This window comes from Paenibacillus sp. FSL R7-0189 (assembly GCF_037969925.1).
In the GTDB taxonomy this organism is placed as follows: domain Bacteria; phylum Bacillota; class Bacilli; order Paenibacillales; family Paenibacillaceae; genus Paenibacillus_AQ; species Paenibacillus_AQ odorifer.
In genome coordinates, this window is the sequence record NZ_CP150223.1 from 6594023 (window position 1) to 6609415 (window position 15393).

22 protein-coding genes and 1 tRNA gene are annotated in these 15393 nt (G+C 40.3%); 13 read left to right on the forward strand and 10 right to left on the reverse strand.

The window, feature by feature from the left end; all coding sequences use genetic code 11:
* The first annotated feature begins 100 nt into the window (after nucleotides 1-100).
* Nucleotides 101-838, forward strand: a complete 738-nt coding sequence (locus MKY63_RS29090; RefSeq protein ID WP_076104781.1) for an MBL fold metallo-hydrolase — start codon at nucleotides 101-103, stop codon at nucleotides 836-838.
* A gap of 65 nt (nucleotides 839-903) precedes the next feature.
* Here the strand turns inward: MKY63_RS29090 and MKY63_RS29095 are convergent, their stop codons facing one another.
* The 4 genes from MKY63_RS29095 to MKY63_RS29110 all read right to left on the reverse strand — a co-directional run bounded on the left by MKY63_RS29095 (nucleotide 904) and on the right by MKY63_RS29110 (nucleotide 3167).
* Nucleotides 904-1143, reverse strand: coding sequence for a DUF3892 domain-containing protein (locus MKY63_RS29095; protein WP_036686113.1), 240 nt, complete (start codon nucleotides 1141-1143; stop codon nucleotides 904-906).
* Nucleotides 1144-1229: 86 nt separating this feature from the next.
* Nucleotides 1230-1673 (reverse strand): GNAT family N-acetyltransferase, encoded by a 444-nt coding sequence (locus tag MKY63_RS29100; protein WP_036686111.1) that lies wholly within the window; start codon nucleotides 1671-1673, stop codon nucleotides 1230-1232.
* A 107-nt stretch (nucleotides 1674-1780) separates the two neighbouring features.
* The gene (locus tag MKY63_RS29105) at nucleotides 1781-1993 is read right to left on the reverse strand and encodes a hypothetical protein (RefSeq protein ID WP_036686109.1); all 213 of its coding nucleotides are present in this window, start codon (nucleotides 1991-1993) and stop codon (nucleotides 1781-1783) included.
* Nucleotides 1994-2093: 100 nt separating this feature from the next.
* Nucleotides 2094-3167, reverse strand: a complete 1074-nt coding sequence (locus MKY63_RS29110; RefSeq protein WP_339813648.1) for a site-2 protease family protein — start codon at nucleotides 3165-3167, stop codon at nucleotides 2094-2096.
* Nucleotides 3168-3369: 202 nt separating this feature from the next.
* Here MKY63_RS29110 and MKY63_RS29115 point away from each other — a divergent pair, with 202 nt between their 5' ends.
* From MKY63_RS29115 to MKY63_RS29125, 3 genes are all read left to right on the forward strand, one after another.
* A complete protein-coding gene (locus tag MKY63_RS29115; protein WP_339810769.1) occupies nucleotides 3370-4584 on the forward strand; it encodes a copper amine oxidase N-terminal domain-containing protein in 1215 nt (404 codons plus the stop codon).
* Nucleotides 4585-4746: 162 nt separating this feature from the next.
* A complete protein-coding gene (locus MKY63_RS29120; protein ID WP_036686108.1) occupies nucleotides 4747-5049 on the forward strand; it encodes a hypothetical protein in 303 nt (100 codons plus the stop codon).
* Between the two features lie 149 nt (nucleotides 5050-5198).
* Nucleotides 5199-5270: transfer RNA gene (locus MKY63_RS29125), tRNA-Val, on the forward strand.
* 143 nt (nucleotides 5271-5413) lie between these two features.
* On the opposite strand, the gene MKY63_RS29130 is transcribed toward MKY63_RS29125, so the two are convergent.
* The 4 genes from MKY63_RS29130 to MKY63_RS29145 are packed head-to-tail and all read right to left on the reverse strand — an operon-like array spanning nucleotide 5414 to nucleotide 6505.
* On the reverse strand, nucleotides 5414-5593 hold the full coding sequence (locus tag MKY63_RS29130) for a helix-turn-helix domain-containing protein (protein ID WP_076100890.1): 180 nt from the start codon (nucleotides 5591-5593) through the stop codon (nucleotides 5414-5416).
* Nucleotides 5594-5597: 4 nt separating this feature from the next.
* Complete coding sequence (locus MKY63_RS29135) at nucleotides 5598-6059, reverse strand: ArpU family phage packaging/lysis transcriptional regulator (RefSeq protein WP_076100642.1); 462 nt, start codon at nucleotides 6057-6059, stop codon at nucleotides 5598-5600.
* Nucleotides 6060-6116: 57 nt separating this feature from the next.
* Nucleotides 6117-6332, reverse strand: a complete 216-nt coding sequence (locus MKY63_RS29140) for a hypothetical protein (protein WP_076100644.1) — start codon at nucleotides 6330-6332, stop codon at nucleotides 6117-6119.
* A gap of 2 nt (nucleotides 6333-6334) precedes the next feature.
* A complete protein-coding gene (locus tag MKY63_RS29145; RefSeq protein WP_178420353.1) occupies nucleotides 6335-6505 on the reverse strand; it encodes a hypothetical protein in 171 nt (56 codons plus the stop codon).
* 583 nt (nucleotides 6506-7088) lie between these two features.
* On the opposite strand from MKY63_RS29145, the gene MKY63_RS29150 reads away from it, so the two are divergent.
* The 9 genes from MKY63_RS29150 (at nucleotide 7089) to MKY63_RS29190 (ending at nucleotide 14026) form a co-directional block, all read left to right on the forward strand.
* Nucleotides 7089-7256 (forward strand): hypothetical protein, encoded by a 168-nt coding sequence (locus MKY63_RS29150; protein ID WP_155288124.1) that lies wholly within the window; start codon nucleotides 7089-7091, stop codon nucleotides 7254-7256.
* A gap of 479 nt (nucleotides 7257-7735) precedes the next feature.
* The gene (locus tag MKY63_RS29155; RefSeq protein ID WP_339810776.1) at nucleotides 7736-8542 is read left to right on the forward strand and encodes a dihydrodipicolinate synthase family protein; all 807 of its coding nucleotides are present in this window, start codon (nucleotides 7736-7738) and stop codon (nucleotides 8540-8542) included.
* Nucleotides 8543-8788: 246 nt separating this feature from the next.
* Nucleotides 8789-8974, forward strand: a complete 186-nt coding sequence (locus MKY63_RS29160) for a hypothetical protein (RefSeq protein WP_038570197.1) — start codon at nucleotides 8789-8791, stop codon at nucleotides 8972-8974.
* A gap of 370 nt (nucleotides 8975-9344) precedes the next feature.
* The gene (locus MKY63_RS29165; RefSeq protein ID WP_339810779.1) at nucleotides 9345-9470 is read left to right on the forward strand and encodes a hypothetical protein; all 126 of its coding nucleotides are present in this window, start codon (nucleotides 9345-9347) and stop codon (nucleotides 9468-9470) included.
* Between the two features lie 143 nt (nucleotides 9471-9613).
* Nucleotides 9614-10699, forward strand: a complete 1086-nt coding sequence (locus tag MKY63_RS29170; RefSeq protein WP_326046717.1) for a hypothetical protein — start codon at nucleotides 9614-9616, stop codon at nucleotides 10697-10699.
* A gap of 617 nt (nucleotides 10700-11316) precedes the next feature.
* Nucleotides 11317-11568 carry a DUF3951 domain-containing protein gene (locus MKY63_RS29175; protein WP_036686019.1) on the forward strand — a complete coding sequence of 84 codons (252 nt, stop codon included), beginning with the start codon at nucleotides 11317-11319 and terminating at the stop codon, nucleotides 11566-11568.
* A gap of 192 nt (nucleotides 11569-11760) precedes the next feature.
* Nucleotides 11761-12291, forward strand: coding sequence for a GNAT family protein (locus MKY63_RS29180; protein ID WP_036686017.1), 531 nt, complete (start codon nucleotides 11761-11763; stop codon nucleotides 12289-12291).
* 327 nt (nucleotides 12292-12618) lie between these two features.
* A complete protein-coding gene (locus tag MKY63_RS29185; protein ID WP_036686015.1) occupies nucleotides 12619-12825 on the forward strand; it encodes a hypothetical protein in 207 nt (68 codons plus the stop codon).
* 373 nt (nucleotides 12826-13198) lie between these two features.
* A complete protein-coding gene (locus MKY63_RS29190) occupies nucleotides 13199-14026 on the forward strand; it encodes a hypothetical protein (protein ID WP_036686014.1) in 828 nt (275 codons plus the stop codon).
* Nucleotides 14027-14188: 162 nt separating this feature from the next.
* Here the strand turns inward: MKY63_RS29190 and MKY63_RS29195 are convergent, their stop codons facing one another.
* Both MKY63_RS29195 and MKY63_RS29200 read right to left on the reverse strand, forming a co-directional pair.
* On the reverse strand, nucleotides 14189-14515 hold the full coding sequence (locus MKY63_RS29195) for a YolD-like family protein (protein ID WP_036686011.1): 327 nt from the start codon (nucleotides 14513-14515) through the stop codon (nucleotides 14189-14191).
* A gap of 313 nt (nucleotides 14516-14828) precedes the next feature.
* The gene (locus tag MKY63_RS29200; protein WP_036686009.1) at nucleotides 14829-15029 is read right to left on the reverse strand and encodes a hypothetical protein; all 201 of its coding nucleotides are present in this window, start codon (nucleotides 15027-15029) and stop codon (nucleotides 14829-14831) included.
* Nucleotides 15030-15393: the final 364 nt, after the last annotated feature.

The window sequence follows — 15393 nt, forward strand, 5'->3', positions numbered from 1 at the left end:
ATTTTAGGTAAATATTTCATTGATCTTGCGAAAAATGATATTATGGTCTTATTCGAAGCAGAAACATTAGCTATAACCGATTTCAGGAGGGTTCTTTCTTATGAGTCTAAGCCTACAAATGCTAGGAACAGGCAATGCTTTTGCGAAAAAATATTTTAACAACAATGGCTTGCTGCTAGATGAAAATTACACCCTGCTGATTGATTGCGGGATAACAGCCCCGCTTGCCATGCATAGACTTGGAAAATCCTTCAATGACGTAAATGCTACGCTCATTACACATATTCATGCGGATCACGTTGGAGGGCTGGAAGAGCTTGCGCTAACCTTAAAGCATGTGCACGGTAAAAAAATGACCTTGCTGCTTCCTGAGACACTTATAGAGCCCTTGTGGAACAATACATTAAAGGGAGGCTTGTACCAAGAAGATGCTGTATCTTCCTTATCTGATATCTTCGAAGTTAAGCCCTTGCAGCCTGAAATTACCTACAACCTCTCTCCTACTCTTTCATTAGAGATCGTACAAACACCGCATATTCCCGGCAAAAACAGTTATTCCCTTCTAATAAATAACGAGATTTTTTATAGTGCGGACATGACCTTTCAGCCGGATCTACTGATTAGCCTTGTGCGGGAGCGCGGGATCCGGATCATCCTGCATGACTGCCAATTAGGCGGAACAGGCGTTGTTCACACTACGCTGGAAGAGCTGATGTCTCTGCCTAAAGATGTTCGCGAACGGATCAAGCTCATGCATTATAGCGATGAACAACCAGATTTCGTCGGACTTACAGGGGAGATGGAATTTTTAGAGCAGCATGTGAATTATAAGCTCTGATCTTTGCATATAAAAAAAGCCGTACATAAACGTCTGTTGACGTATGTACGGCTTTTCGTGTTGAACTATGAAAATGTCGGCAAATTATCCAGATTGTTAGTTGGATCTCCATCCGCATCTCCGCGGATATAAGTTTCTCCATCCTTACCTTTAAAAGCGTTCACTCCGGCAATATTTCCGGCCTGTACTTCTTGCAGGGCTTGGTCATACGCCAGCACACGTCCTGTAGAGGTCTGGAAGCTTGTCAAATCGCCATCCCCATTTTTTTGAACAGCTACGAAAGATTCTCGTTCGTTATTTGGCACTTTAGCTCGCCCCTTGCACTTGGATTTGCCATCATTCGGCACATCCTAGCTTGCGTAAAGAGTCCAATAATTATGTGCGCCAATCTTTAAAGCATTTTTTGCATCCGTACATGTAATATACCTGCATCATAGAATGGCTCCGTAGAAATAACTTCATAGCCGAGTTTCTTATAGAAATTCTCTGCCTGACACTGAGCATCTAAAATTGAAGCTTCCAGTCCAAGCTCCCGAGCAAGCTCTTCCATAGCCAGCAACAAGACACGTCCGTATCCTTTGACCCGATAGTCTTTCAATACGGCGATGCGCTGCATTTTAGCAGTACCTGCTTTGTAATAGATCAATCTCCCCGTTGCTACAGGTACCCCTTCATCTATAATCAGAATATGGTGCGCATTTGGACTGATGGCATCGTATTCGTCAATTTCTTCCTCGGCCGGTACCTTTTGTTCCTCAACAAATACTTTAGTGCGGATATCCAGCCCCATCTGAAGCTGTTCCTCTGTAGTTACCCGTAAGATTTCTGCCGCCATGTTAGTTGCAAACTCCTCTCTCTATGTAGCCAACGATAGTTGTCTATTATATAAAATAATGACTAGAAAGAAAAGCCTACATATGGAATCCGTAATCTCTCAGTAGACTAATCCACAGAATATACTTCTTCAGGGATCGAACGGTTATATACGTCTTTCATCACAGGTGATAACGGAGGATACTGACTTTTAGATTTGCCATCCAGATTGGTCATCTCATTGATTTCCATAACTTTTGTGGGTTTCGCCGTAGAACAACCCACTACACCCAGTAGTAACACTAGGCAAACGCCGACTTCCCATTTCACAATTTTAGACATTAAAAAAGCTCCTTTCACCGCAGCTGCAGTTATACTCACTACAGCTTTGACGATTCAGGAGCTTTATAAACAATAGGAGCTATTCATTCCAGTTGCCCTCTTAGAGATTGACGTTTCCAACCAAATGGACTAAATACATCATCCCAACCAGAAAGCCTGCTAAAACAAAATAAGCTGTCCCATATTTCCAACGTGTACTGGCTGGTACATCGTAATACTTATCATTATCATGGACTGTATAGCTGATTTCACAATGCATTTTTAAATGAAGACCATTCTCTAACGTTACTTGCTCCAGCTGCGAAATTCTTACCTTTTCAATAATACATTGCTGTGGCAGTGTAGCTTTGCCATAATAATTCAGCTGATCCCATCTCACCACAACATACTGCTGTCTCTCTAGATCACTGTAGGTGGTAAAAGGTAAATCCCGGCGATGCTCAGCTCCTGGAATCATGTAACCCGCCTCTCTCAAGGGCTCCACTGGAATTAAGAAACCCTTAGTCACAGACTGCGGCCGGTTGTTGTTACGTCTTTTCACAAATTTGTTATACAGATCGTAAGCAAACATTGCCCAGATGATAAAGAACAAAATCGAACGCAAGTAAACGATTATAGCTAAGCCACCGACCAGACCCACAAGCCACAGCCAGCGCGTAACCGCGGTAGCGATACGTCCACCGTCTAGCGGATGGATTGGCAGCAGGTTAATCAAATTAAGCAAAAAGCCTATATAAGCCAGGGAATAAAGAAGCGGACTATCCATATAATATGCCGCTCCAAAAACAGCAGTAGACCCAATAGTACCCAGAATCGGTCCGCCAAAAGCTACATACGCTTCTGTCTTCGCATCCAGCGGATGTTTTTTCATAGTAATTAACGCGCCTAAAAAAGGAATAAATAGCGGAGCGCTGACGGGTAGCCCGATGCGCTTAGCGGCTATAACATGTCCCAATTCATGAACAAGCAAAAGCAGGACGATACCTATGGCAAACCCCCACGGATAAATTAAAGCATATGCCCCTATCGAAACCATCATGGAAATTAACGGCCCGGCAATTTTACCTATTTTCAGCAGAGACAAAATCGCCTTTCCTTTTAACAGGAGCATAGCGGCTCCGCCCCCCAACCATTTCAGCGGAGTAGAAGTATTCTTTTTCTGCTCATTTTGCATTTGCGGCAAGATCACAAGCTCCTTTATCTTTCAATTTTAAGAAACTACTGTACAGTTCCATCTATCTTATCATAGAAGCATTAAGGATATTTCTACAGTGAGCCCTTCGGAAAGTATACGACGCAACTTTTAGAAACGTTTCAGCGTCAAACCAACTATCTTGGATAAATTTTACTGCCATTTAAAGAAAGGGTTGGTTCACATGCTCTCTTTTCACTCCAAAGCTTGGTTATCCGTCTTAATGCTCTCAACACTTTTACTCCCTGCCACCATGTCAGCAAGCTCTTCATTAACTGTATCGGAGTCCTCTGCGCTCGCCCAAGCTTCCTCTGCTAATGCTTCGCAAGTATACTACCAATTTGGCATTCCTGGTGGAAACATAGGCGGACCTGCGCTGCTCAAAAATGGTGTAATCTACGTAGATGTTCGGGGGATCGCTGAGCAAGCTGGCTTAAAAATGGACTGGGATAAATCCGGCAAACGTGCTCTGTTCAAAGGCTGGACTAAAAGTTTTGCTGTTCGAATCGGGAGTCAAACTGGCGTGCTTGACGGGAAAGCGGTAGATCTTGGAGGAATACCTTTTAAATCCAAAGAAGATGGGATATTTGTGCCGGCGCGTTTTATCGTTAAGGCTTTCGAAGGCAGCAATCTCCGTCTAGACTCCACAACGAATACACTTTTAGCGGATGATCTGAAGACCTACAATGTTTTCACAGAATCCTATGGAGGGCGTACCTATACGCTGGTCAAGGCTAATGGTGATTTATATGTCTCACAAGGCAAGGATACGGTGATAAAACTCACTTCACTCCAAACAGACTTTGACTGGGCAGGGATGAAGATCGAGAAAACGGCGGGGGGGCTGCTAGTCATTAGGATTATTGACTCCTATGGAGAGCCTCATATTAATACACGCGAAATCACACTTATATTCAAAAATGGTGCATTACTACGCAAGGCCACATTCGCCTACCAGTTCAGAGGAGATGCGGATTTCAAACCTTATGATGGCAACCTAATCTTGCATGATGGTAATACCTTACGTTTCATCCAAGACGGCACAGGCAATGTAATAGATACTCTTGATCTTGTAAAGCTGGGTGGCGAGGAGGATGCTTACTATGTAGAAGGCATTGATAAAGAAATCATACTGCTTCGTGGAAATCAGAATGGATTGCTTACCTTAATCAACCGCCAAACAGGCGAGCGAACCCTTTTGTATAAGGAGCTACTCACAGCAAAGGATCAGGAATACGCGGAAAATAACGATGTTCCTTTTAAAGGAGATAATTTGAAATTCGTAAAGCGGAGCGGTGACAAATTGTATTTTATAAATGACTCCCCGCTTACTGGCAAAAAAGAAGTTATCTACTCCATTGAAGCTCATTCCAATAACTCCAAGAATAATACTGATTAGAAAGTACAGTACAAGCATGTGTATTGATTAAAGAACTAATCGAATCCTCCTCAGTGATTATCCCTGAAAATTAACCTTCCTACATATAGGCAAACGCCGTGAACGTTGTAGGCAAAGGACCATAGACTGTTATCAGGATTGAAACATTCGAGGAGGATATCCATGGAATCAAATACAAATTTTCATCAACAGGTCGCTTGGAATTGCATGAATAAATATGTAGGTATAGTAACGACTGATGGTCAATCCTTTGACGGCTTCATCGCTCACGTGGACCAGAACTATATCACCCTTGCGGTTCCCAGCAACGAAATGGTCGATCGTATGAACGGAATGCCTGCTGAGCAGTCGAACTATAGACAATTCGGGTTCCAGCCCGGCTTTTACCCAAGACGCCGCTTCTATCCACGCCGTATCCCTTTTTTCGGAATAAGCAGTCTATTTCTACTCCCGTTTTTTATCTGACTCGGTGCAGGGGGATGATGGGTCATCCCCTTTCTAGCTATTAACTACTTAGTCGGAGGAGATAAGAGAAAACACCACTCTACATCTATATTGATTATAAAAAAGAATTGCCATCCTACTCTATCGTATGGTATTATAAATTTCGTCGCAGGACGGTAGCTCAGCGGGAGAGCACTATCTTGACAGGGTAGGGGTCATGGGTTCGAACCCCATCCGTCCTATACTGAAAAAGCCTTATTATATAAGGCTTTTTCTTTTGTTCAGGAATGGAATGTTTAGGTTTTGACTGAAATACAAATTGGTGCCATTATGGTGCCCTGTAGTAGACTAAAGCAAAAGTGGTGCCATAATCGGCACCACTTTTTTATCCCTGTAACCATTTAAGAAATACATCTTTTGAGACTTTTATCATCTTTCCGACCCGCACGATATGAAATTGACCCGAGTTTAATAGTTCATATGTTTGACGCTCACCTATACCAAGTATTTGTTGGATTTCCTTCGCTGTAAGTACAGAGGGATAATCAGAAGTAGTCTTATACATTTGTTCAATCACCCTTCTCTTCCTCCTTCTCGATTACTAGATTCAAATTCAAGGCCAGCTTATAAAAAGCCTTCCAACGTATCTTGCTATATGTCCCCGAGCTAATCGGCGGCTGAAATTTAAAGTAATACACTTTCTCATGAGTAATATAATCATGCTCTGTTGTCATATAACGTTCTTTAATCAAGAACCCTTCCATCTTAGGCATGCGGTTCACCACTCGTTCTATCCGTTCACAGAAGCTCTTGCGGTTTGCTTGAGTATCTACATTATGAATAGCTATGTTGGAGGTTTGATCAGTTGTAACTCCAGTGGATCCTTTTGGGGTGTCTAACCATGCTGCGGTTGTCGTTGCCTCTCTCTCCTCGAAAGACAAAAACTTAAATATCCTATATTTTTCAAGAGCCGCCTCAACGGTAGCTTGCGTCCGTTCTCTATCTATCTCAGGCAAAAAACTCTGTTGCACCGGGCAATCCCCCCCTTTGTTAAGAATCCCCCGACCGAAGCCGGGGAGTATACCATCTTAGAACGGTAGATCATCGTCACCTTCAGGTATCGGCGGACCGTTTTCACCAGCGGCAGCGATCACCTCAATGGTTAGTTGATCCTTGTCTTCAAGCTCAATAGTACCGTCTGGATTAACCTTGCCTCGTACGCCTTCTCTTGGCTCTTCATGATCCTCTTCATCGTCATCACCTCGGAACTCTTCAATGCTCATTTGAGATTCAGCGATTTCCAAGACTACATCTGATCAGCCTTCCGGTAGAATTCATAGGAGTTTTCAGAGGATGTGTCACCCTTAACGATGAACTCCAGCACTGTCTTCTTCGCATCCTTCGTACTTTTGCTGAATTCGGTTGTCAGCGCCTGTTCTACGCCGTCAATGTTCAACACAACCACTGATCTCGTCATTGCGTTAAGCTCAGGCTTCTTCTCGTCATCACCTTTTACGTGGAACTATAAAAGTTCCTTTTTGGAATCCTTCGTTTGCTTATTGAAATGTGCTGCTATCTGAACTTTCATTTATAATTACTCCTCTCAAATTTGGGTTTTATGAAAAAATAACGTCTGCAGCTAGTGCAATAATTGAAGCAACACATATTGCTGCCATGTGCATGCCACGTTGCTTGTAAAGAATAGATTCTTTGTCAGCTGCTGAAATAAAAGATAGGATAGCGATAAAAGCAAAAATAATTTCAATCCACGTTGACGTCAGTTCCTCCCTCATTCCGTGATATTAAATAAGAGGTGAATTTTATGAACGGTAAGAAAGTTATCACTATTCTTTTATCCATCTCTTTACTGGGTGTGATTGCTTACTTCGGAATAGCTTATGGATTACTATGGTATATCTTTAATGGGTAAGAAATGAAGATTATCCATCCCCTTTATAAGTTCAGTACAGCCAAACTATCTCTTATATCCTCCTTGTGGGAGAGAGTCTTTTTTTTGAAATTTGTTATACTTAAATAAAAACTTTTAATGAGGTGTTATCTTGCAATATTTTTTTTTAATACCGTTGGCATTTGTTTTGGCAATTCCCTTGGTTTTACTGTTAAAAGGTGATTATGGAACCAAAAACAAGGTTTCAGATAAAACTAGTAGCATAGAGAAAAAATTAGACAGAATAATAGAATTACTTGAAAAAGATAAGGATGCATAAGCATTTTTATCTTTTTTCATGTCGCAATATGTATCTACTACGTCATAACCTTTGTGAGAGGAGGGCTATTAACCCTCTCTGTCCATGTATCTTCGTACTGTGAGTATCCGATTTTGAATCTGTTATGAGCCGATTTCAAGCGAGACGAACTGATAAAATAACTCAACTCACTGGGACACTCCCAGCGTATTACGCCATCTTTGATATCTTGATATACAAAGGTAAGGATACGGAGTTTGTACATCTGGAGTCCCGGCTACAAGCAAAGGTAAGAATGAGGAACTGGACCAAATCTGGCATGCTTCGAAGCCCAGTATTTACAGAGTTTATCGTATAAGCACTAATAGACCCTTCAGGCATAAGCTTGACAGGTTATTTTATGTTTGTTCAGAATCTAAATCGCTACGGGACAAACGTGGCAACTCATAATTTCTAACAACACCTAGCCTCTAAAATTGGTCCCTTTTTTTATTAAAGAATTGGTAAAGGCAGGAGTAGACTCAATTGGTGTACTGGGATCAACTGGAAACTATGCGCATCTTAGTAGAGGGGAGCGTTTGCGTGTCCTTGAGCTTGCTGTTAGTTCTGCTGAAGGGACTCCCGTGATGACAAGCATAAGTGCGATTCGAACTTCAGAAGTACTTCGATTAGCGGAAGATGCACAACAAGCTGGGACAAGTGCAGTACTCTTGGCTCCTATCTCCTATCAGGCGCTAACAGATGAAGAAGTGTTTTTTGTATACGAACAGGTGACAAGTTCACTCTCCATTCCACTTTGTGTTTATGATAATCCCGGCACTTCACATTTCCATTTCAGTGATGAGCTGCCCAGAAAAATTGCTAGGTCACCTAATGTTTGTTCCATTAAGATTCCCGGCATACCGTCAGAATCTGATAAAGCCAAGTTACGTGTAGAAAAACTCAGAGCTGTTATTCCACTCCATGTTACGTTTGGAATAAGCGGGAATCCATCCGCATATCTAGGCTTGAGTGCAGGTTGTGACTTATGGTACTCAGTGCTAGGTGGTTTATTTCCGAGGTTATGTCTAGATATCACAAGAATGACTCAAAGTGGCCATTTAGAAGAAGCACAACACCTTACAAAATTACTAGAACCGATCTGGAAGTTATTCAATAGCTACGGTAGCCTTCGAGTGATTTCAGCAGCTGCTGAAATAATTGGCTTAATTAAAAGTCCTAGTCTTCCCTTGCCTTTACAACCATTAAACAAATCCGTTAGGAATCACCTGAATATCATTCTAAAGGAATTAAAGTTTACTGTATAAACTTAATATAATTCATTGGGAAGTATATATGCTGCTCTATAACACTGGTAAGGATCGTTAGTTTTCATCAATATAACAAATACCCCATCAACCTTAAGTGATTGACGGGGTATTTGTTATAGACATGCTTATGCCAAAATCACGCTTAAAATATTACAACATTGTCAATTGTCAACTATTTTGCGTTCATTAACAATGAAGTGGGTATTTTATGAATATAATCATCTTATGCAAGGGGGCTTTAATATGAATCTCACACTGATTTTTCACGCAATTGAAACAGAATTACAACTACAAATACATTTAGTCAGTGGAGAGACATATGTTGGTTTTTGTCAGGAGAGCGACTCTTCAGGTTACTTCACAATAAGAACTAAGAGTGGTTTATTTTCTTTTCCTTCTTGGGCGATCAAACGGATTAAAGAAGTGTGATATCGTAGGTTATTTAATGCATGCTCTAAATTCAAATCACTCCCAAACAAAATGAGATCCAGCTAGTTTAATAGATCCGGTGTATCCCCCTCTACAATCCCACCATAATCCATAAGATGACCTATTGGATCTTGTTCCAAACGAAACCAATCCAAGTATGAGTATCCATAGAGTTGCTGGATTCCCCACAATAAAGTATGTCTCTCTGTATTGAAAATCTTTATTGTTCATCAGTACAAAAACTGCTTGTTCTCCGAACTATCTATTTCTTCGCAACCAATCGTTTTTCTGCTTTAAAGTCCTTCTTAATAACTTTATTGTTGTTCATGTAATTATCCCACGAATCATACTTCCAATTAGGTGAAAAGTTATGACTAATCACATCGATGTAAATACGACACTAAGTAAACACTTCCCGCTTCTGGTACATCTTTATTGTAAAGACACTTCTTGCATTGTAGCTGTGGCTCTTGAAGAAGAACGTGGACAAAATTGAGATTAACTCCTGACTGTCCTTGGTGAAGGGGAAGTATCCGATCTTTTTACAACTCCATAACAACTATCCTCCTAATTCTATAATAACTTGGTGTTAAGATGTATAAAGATTCATCATCTTAGATCCCAATGGAGGTAATCCGATTGAACAAGAAAAAGCGGTTCGCTACATTAGTTGTTATCCTGTTTTCAGCTGGTGTGCTTGCAGCCAGTGCTCTGATCGTCCCCAGCCTGATGAATTCCGTAGTTTTCGCCAAGAACAGTTCGTCAATTCAGGGCAGTAACCGGCTGGCTTTGAGCGAAAGCACGATACCCGTGCTAAAGGTGGAGGCGCCGGCGCCGGTATCCACCATACAACAAGACCTGTATCAACAGATGACAGCGGCGCAAATCCAGCAAATCTATGACTTTATAGACAAGGCAGAAGATCCCCATATTTCAGGTCGGGAACAAACCGAATCCGAAATCAACCGCAGACAAGTGTTGGACGATAAGTATGTGTATGACGGCCTCCGCCCCAAGCAGCAGCTGCCGTTAAAGGCTGGACAAGCAGATATGTATCTAGATTTAGAAACCAATACGTACACCTACCCGGAGAGGAGTATGACTGATGAGGAACTGTTACAGCTGATTGACTGGTACTACCGGGTGAATTACTTCGTGTCAAAACGAAATCCGACTGTGCCTCAGCTTCAGCCTCAGAAAATCAGCCAGGTTGAAGCTGAGGCACTGGCCTCTGACAGTGTGCGCAAGCTGTTCGATGCCGACGTGTCCAAGCTAAAAACATCGGGAATGCTGATTGAGCTGGGACTAAACAAACGTCCAACCTGGACAGTTCATTTTGCTCCTTACAAGAATCTTACCCTGCTCGGATCAGGCGAGGTATTCTGGGAATATGATGTGTTGATTAATGCAACAACCGGTGCCGTAGAGGATACGACAGCCATTAATTTGGCACTGAAGAGAACTCCCATCGACGACGACGCAGCCGGCACCATCCAGAAGGATGCCAGTTGGATTCATAAAGCCGTGCAGGTCATCACGGACAAACAGGGAGAAACAAGAACCATTGTCAAAGCTTATCTAACCGACACCGAGTTTAACAACAAACGCGGAATGGTGGATGTTAAACTGTTGTTGGAAGATGGAAGTAGCTATATCGCGGAGTTCCGCTATCCCGATCAGACCCTTCGTTGCCTAATCTATGAAGCTTCTGACAAAGCCAATTAAGCGGAAACGTTACAGAAATACAGCAGTCGGGGCACCGCCGCCACACTGACTTTTTCAAGACCAGTTATTAATGTAATTGTGAGTATTGCGCGATCACCAGATGGTTCTGGTTCAGGTTGATCTGCCTTCTGAGGGGTAGCTGATGCTTCGTTTGAAACTTAACTTTCCATTATTATTCAATGTAGTAACTACATAAAAATTGGTCTTACCGTTAGAAACTGATATATCTAAAAACCTATCTTATTACCAAGAAGCACAGTAGATGAAATATACAACATTAAAGGTTCTGTCTCTAAGAGCAGTATCTGTCGATATGGTGCAGAGGTTACATTTAAAGATGAGATCGGATATCCACATGAGTATGGTGTCTGTAAAACAACCTTTCTGTGATGCTTTAAAGTAATTAATATTTATAACTGTCAAATCATTTCATGTGTAGGTATGACTATTGTGCTACACTTCATTCGTATGTTCGAAGGTTCCACCATTTGTAAAATCTAGTGGCCCAAGAATTTCCTACTGTGCATCAAATCTCAGTCGAATGAATAGTACTCAGCAGCCTGATTCTTGTAAATATTACCATTTGATTATAAAATCAAACAAAGGCGGTGTTAACAATGAGATTAGTACTATTCATGTTGGCTGGAGTAGGCGCGATTTTCTATCTCTCATTAGGAATCATCATTGTAAAGGTAATCCTTACAAGAAAATTACCAAATAATAATTACACTCCATTTGACTACATCACGGCCCAATCTCCTGTTGAATTTCACGATGAGAAAAAAGAGATAGAAGAAAATGCGGACCATGGTGATGATAAGGATAAAAACATCATTTCGTTATCAAAACGACGACCTTCTCTTCCCTGATGCGCAATAGGCTTCTACTTCGTCATAACCTTTGGAGGGATACTCCTACTCCTTTAATGATCTGTATCTTCGTACTGTGACATAAAAAAACTCTTACGTTATAATAGTGTTGAATTAAATATTGAAGGGACTGAACTATGCGCAGATATCGATATCTTAACCCCAAAATAAATAGATAATGGAGGTAATATATTGATTACAGAAATACAAACCAAAAGACTAAAATTAAGAAAAATGAAATTATCTGACTCTGCTAGTTTGTTTAACATTTGGTCTGATCCTGAGGTTACAAAGTTTATGAATATCAATAGTTTCACTGATGAAAGCCAAGCAGTAGAAATGATTAAAATTCTTAATAACCTGTCTTTGGAAAGCAAAGCTATTCGTTATTCCATAATCGAGTTAGAATCAAATCGCATAATTGGTTCCTGCGGTTATAATTCTATAGATTCTTCAAACGCTAAAGCAGAGATTGGATACGATATTAGTAAAGATTATTGGGGCAAGGGATATGCTCCTGAGGCCATTCAATCTCTGATGGATTATGCGTTCAACACTTTAAATTTCAACAGGATAGAAGCAAAAGTCGAACCCGAAAACAATAATTCCATAAGAGTTTTGCAAAAGTTAAACTATACATTCGAAGGAACAATGAGAAAGTGCGAAATGTCCAAAGGAAAGTTTATTGATTTAAGCATTTTCTCAAAATTAGTAACAGAGTAACTTTTAATGGGTGGGCCTACATTTTTATGGTGTAGGCTTTTTATTTACTTCACGTTGCTCAACAAAATGCTACTGTGTATTAAGTAGAGCAACTGTTGTCACATCTTCCAAACGTAGAGGGCTAGACAGTCTCTCCTAGCCTCTTTTTTTGAAACCAGTAAATTAACACCTCTTTACCGAAAAGATAGCTAGATAAAATCTCGACACAGCCGATTCCGGATCGAGCTTAACCGCCTTCTGCCAGCAGCTCTGAGCTTCTGTTTACAGATATTCAAATTAGGTATTTATTGATAATATTTATTCCTTAAGGAGGTGGACGCACTGTTAATGATCTTTGATAAGTTATTTAATATTTCCAAGGTTGCTGCATATGCAACAATTGCGATGTACACATTCTTCCAGTTTGTACTCACAAAACATAATACGGTAAATGATTTAATCAATAGCAACCTTTTAGTTTATGTCGTAGCTGCTGCTATTCTTGAAGCATTACATAATCTATATGACTTTTTATGTGGTCATCTAGAGCGGTAATTCTACTACTACCAAACCTCACCAGCCCAGCGTTCCGTTTCCGTTACTTCAATACCTCGACGAAAATAACTCGGAAATACGGGAGCGCGACCGCATGAGTCGCGGGCTCTCCCAAACTGACGATATGTTCGCTAGACAGTTGATTTCCACCGATCGCCTCACTTTCTTTTAATAAACTTTGGCCATACGCAGTACGTGTCAGTGCCATCGGGCCAAAGCTTACCCAGGCACACATCATGGCGCAACAATGGATAGATTTACTTTATTGGTCCCTATTAATCATCTATTTTTTATATGGAGCACTTAATTGACCATCTATTGATTACATTGTATAATACAGGTATATTATGTAAAATAAAGGCAGGTGAGGCTGTTGGATGGAAATATCGATTTAGATTTAGATATAAATCTTCTAGATCTTGATCCAGCCGTAAAAGTTCTTAAAATGATATATTCTTTTGAAAGCTGGCCCAATCTTCTAAAACTAGCAGATACCTTTTTCAACCGAATAACTCAAATTTATAATAATTACACACACAATAATGAACTGGAACTAAAACACCAACGACCTTTAATTTATTATTATGGATACAGCTTGCTTATGTTGGGACTAGCCCACAAAGAAATTGAAAATTATGATAAAGCTCGAACTTACATTAAAGCTTATAGCGATTTGAGTTGGTTCAAGGGATTAGATGCTGAAGGATTAAATGAGGTAGCCTATTATAAGTACATATCAGAACCAAATCTTTTAGAAGTAGAAGTGCTTTCTGGAAATATTCAATTCATAGATCGCTATGTTTCGTTCCTTTTATCCAACTCTAAAGAAGTTCTACCAGGACTAATAACTTTGTTAAAGGCAGCTACTAATTTTGATTTAAACATTGAATCTCATTTAGCTCTTTTCTCTAATAGAATTTCAAAATTTGAGGATACCGCTGCTGATGAAATTATAATAAATTCCTACCAAGAAACTTTTTTTATTAATATGATCAGATATAAAACAAAAATTCAAGATTATAATACAGCTATCAAATATAGCATGAAATTATTAGATTCTGCAGAGGTCACAAACTCTGATAAAATCTTTAAACAAGCAGTAGTATACTTCGAATCATTACGTTCATGTGCTGATACTACTCAAATTAAAGATTTTGAAGAGAAAATAATAAATTTCAAAGAAAGGGTTGAGTCTCTGTGAAGAAATTTGCTGTATCTTTATTGTTGGTCCTCACTATCGTCAGCATTGCGCCAGCACTGCCAAGTACCTCACCAGTGGTCTTATTCCACGGAGCAGAACATTAATATCAGAAGTACAGCGCGGGTTAGGAGATTGCTCCTAACCTGTTTTTTATTAAGTGAATTATGTAGTTATTGCAATAACATCCTCCATCTTGAACCAATCCCACTCATCCTCCGACCAGCGGAGTTTAATTCCCTGTTGTTTATCCAGTTTCATCACGATACCTCGTTTTAATATATTCTCCATGGGATCAAACAGAGTGAGTGTAATCGGGCTGTGCTCTTCCATCGAACGATATAACAATTTTTCAAAGCGCTCTATCTCCTGTAGATCTAGAGTGGGTTTTTCACGACGTTCCTGCTCATTATTGTCATCTATAATCCGGTTTTTATGTTCGGGCAATATCATTCTGCTACACTCCCATACGTTCTCTAATTTTTTCATCATGAAGTTGCCCTCCTAATAATCCGTCCAGTAATTCGTTTTGCTACCATCTATCCCCCACTGGAGCTCTTGTGGCTCTGACTTTTTCTTTTTAAACCTAGGGTCAATCCTTTCCCAGCCTTCAATAATTCGGGCGCTCTCTGGTGGAGTGTGCGGGGTCCATTCTATATATTTTTCGTTAACTAATTCCCTAAGCCCACTAATGATCTTACTTGGTGTCCGTCCACTCTTGATTTCTAACTCCTGTAAAGTTGGCATATGAGCATGATGCACGGCAGAGTGGCGCATGATCATTAGTAGCTTTCGGGCGGTGTCACTAAGCATGTCGCTTCATTTGCACAGGCTGCCAAGCAAGAATATTAGCCTCCAGAAATACGCGCGGAGCTCCGGTTGATAAGCAAGTTGCGCGAATATATTCTCCACGAATCCCTTTCACTTCAATTTTACGTTGAGATATCTTACCTGATTTATCTTGGTACACTATTTCAATGGTTTGACCGATTCTTATTTGCATAATTACTCACCTTCCAAGGATAAGAACATTTGTTTGTATTATAACCAAACGTACGTTCGTTAATCAATGTAAAAATATCCCGCCAGGCATGAATTATTACATACAAAGTCATCGCTCAGGTTTATAATTTGTTTTATAAGCATTTATTGCATTTCCGCAAACAAACTAAGGAGTATGAGTGTTTTTTATATGTTATAGGGGGAAACGAATATTAGGACCGATGACTGAGGTTGAAGCTATGCGTGAATGGTTTACTCTCTCCGGTACAGTGAAGGAGATTTATATTATTGAGGTAGATGAGAACGATAAGGTAAGACGCCAGATCGGACCCACAAAGAAGAAAAAGAAATAAATATAAAGGAAAATA

Bases quoted from the DNA above. Each gene is read 5' to 3' on its own strand.
- MKY63_RS29090 (WP_076104781.1), top strand. From the start codon at position 101: ATGAGTCTAAGCCTACAAATGCTAGGAACAGGCAATGCTTTTGCGAAA.
- MKY63_RS29100 (WP_036686111.1), bottom strand. From the start codon at position 1,673: ATGGCGGCAGAAATCTTACGGGTAACTACAGAGGAACAGCTTCAGATG.
- MKY63_RS29105 (WP_036686109.1), bottom strand. From the start codon at position 1,993: ATGTCTAAAATTGTGAAATGGGAAGTCGGCGTTTGCCTAGTGTTACTA.
- MKY63_RS29110 (WP_339813648.1), bottom strand. From the start codon at position 3,167: ATGCAAAATGAGCAGAAAAAGAATACTTCTACTCCGCTGAAATGGTTG.
- MKY63_RS29115 (WP_339810769.1), top strand. From the start codon at position 3,370: ATGCTCTCTTTTCACTCCAAAGCTTGGTTATCCGTCTTAATGCTCTCA.
- MKY63_RS29120 (WP_036686108.1), top strand. From the start codon at position 4,747: ATGGAATCAAATACAAATTTTCATCAACAGGTCGCTTGGAATTGCATG.
- MKY63_RS29130 (WP_076100890.1), bottom strand. From the start codon at position 5,593: ATGTATAAGACTACTTCTGATTATCCCTCTGTACTTACAGCGAAGGAA.
- MKY63_RS29145 (WP_178420353.1), bottom strand. From the start codon at position 6,505: ATGACGAGATCAGTGGTTGTGTTGAACATTGACGGCGTAGAACAGGCG.
- MKY63_RS29160 (WP_038570197.1), top strand. From the start codon at position 8,789: ATGAATCTCACACTGATTTTTCACGCAATTGAAACAGAATTACAACTA.
- MKY63_RS29165 (WP_339810779.1), top strand. From the start codon at position 9,345: ATGACTAATCACATCGATGTAAATACGACACTAAGTAAACACTTCCCG.
- MKY63_RS29175 (WP_036686019.1), top strand. From the start codon at position 11,317: ATGAGATTAGTACTATTCATGTTGGCTGGAGTAGGCGCGATTTTCTAT.
- MKY63_RS29185 (WP_036686015.1), top strand. From the start codon at position 12,619: ATGATCTTTGATAAGTTATTTAATATTTCCAAGGTTGCTGCATATGCA.
- MKY63_RS29195 (WP_036686011.1), bottom strand. From the start codon at position 14,515: ATGATGAAAAAATTAGAGAACGTATGGGAGTGTAGCAGAATGATATTG.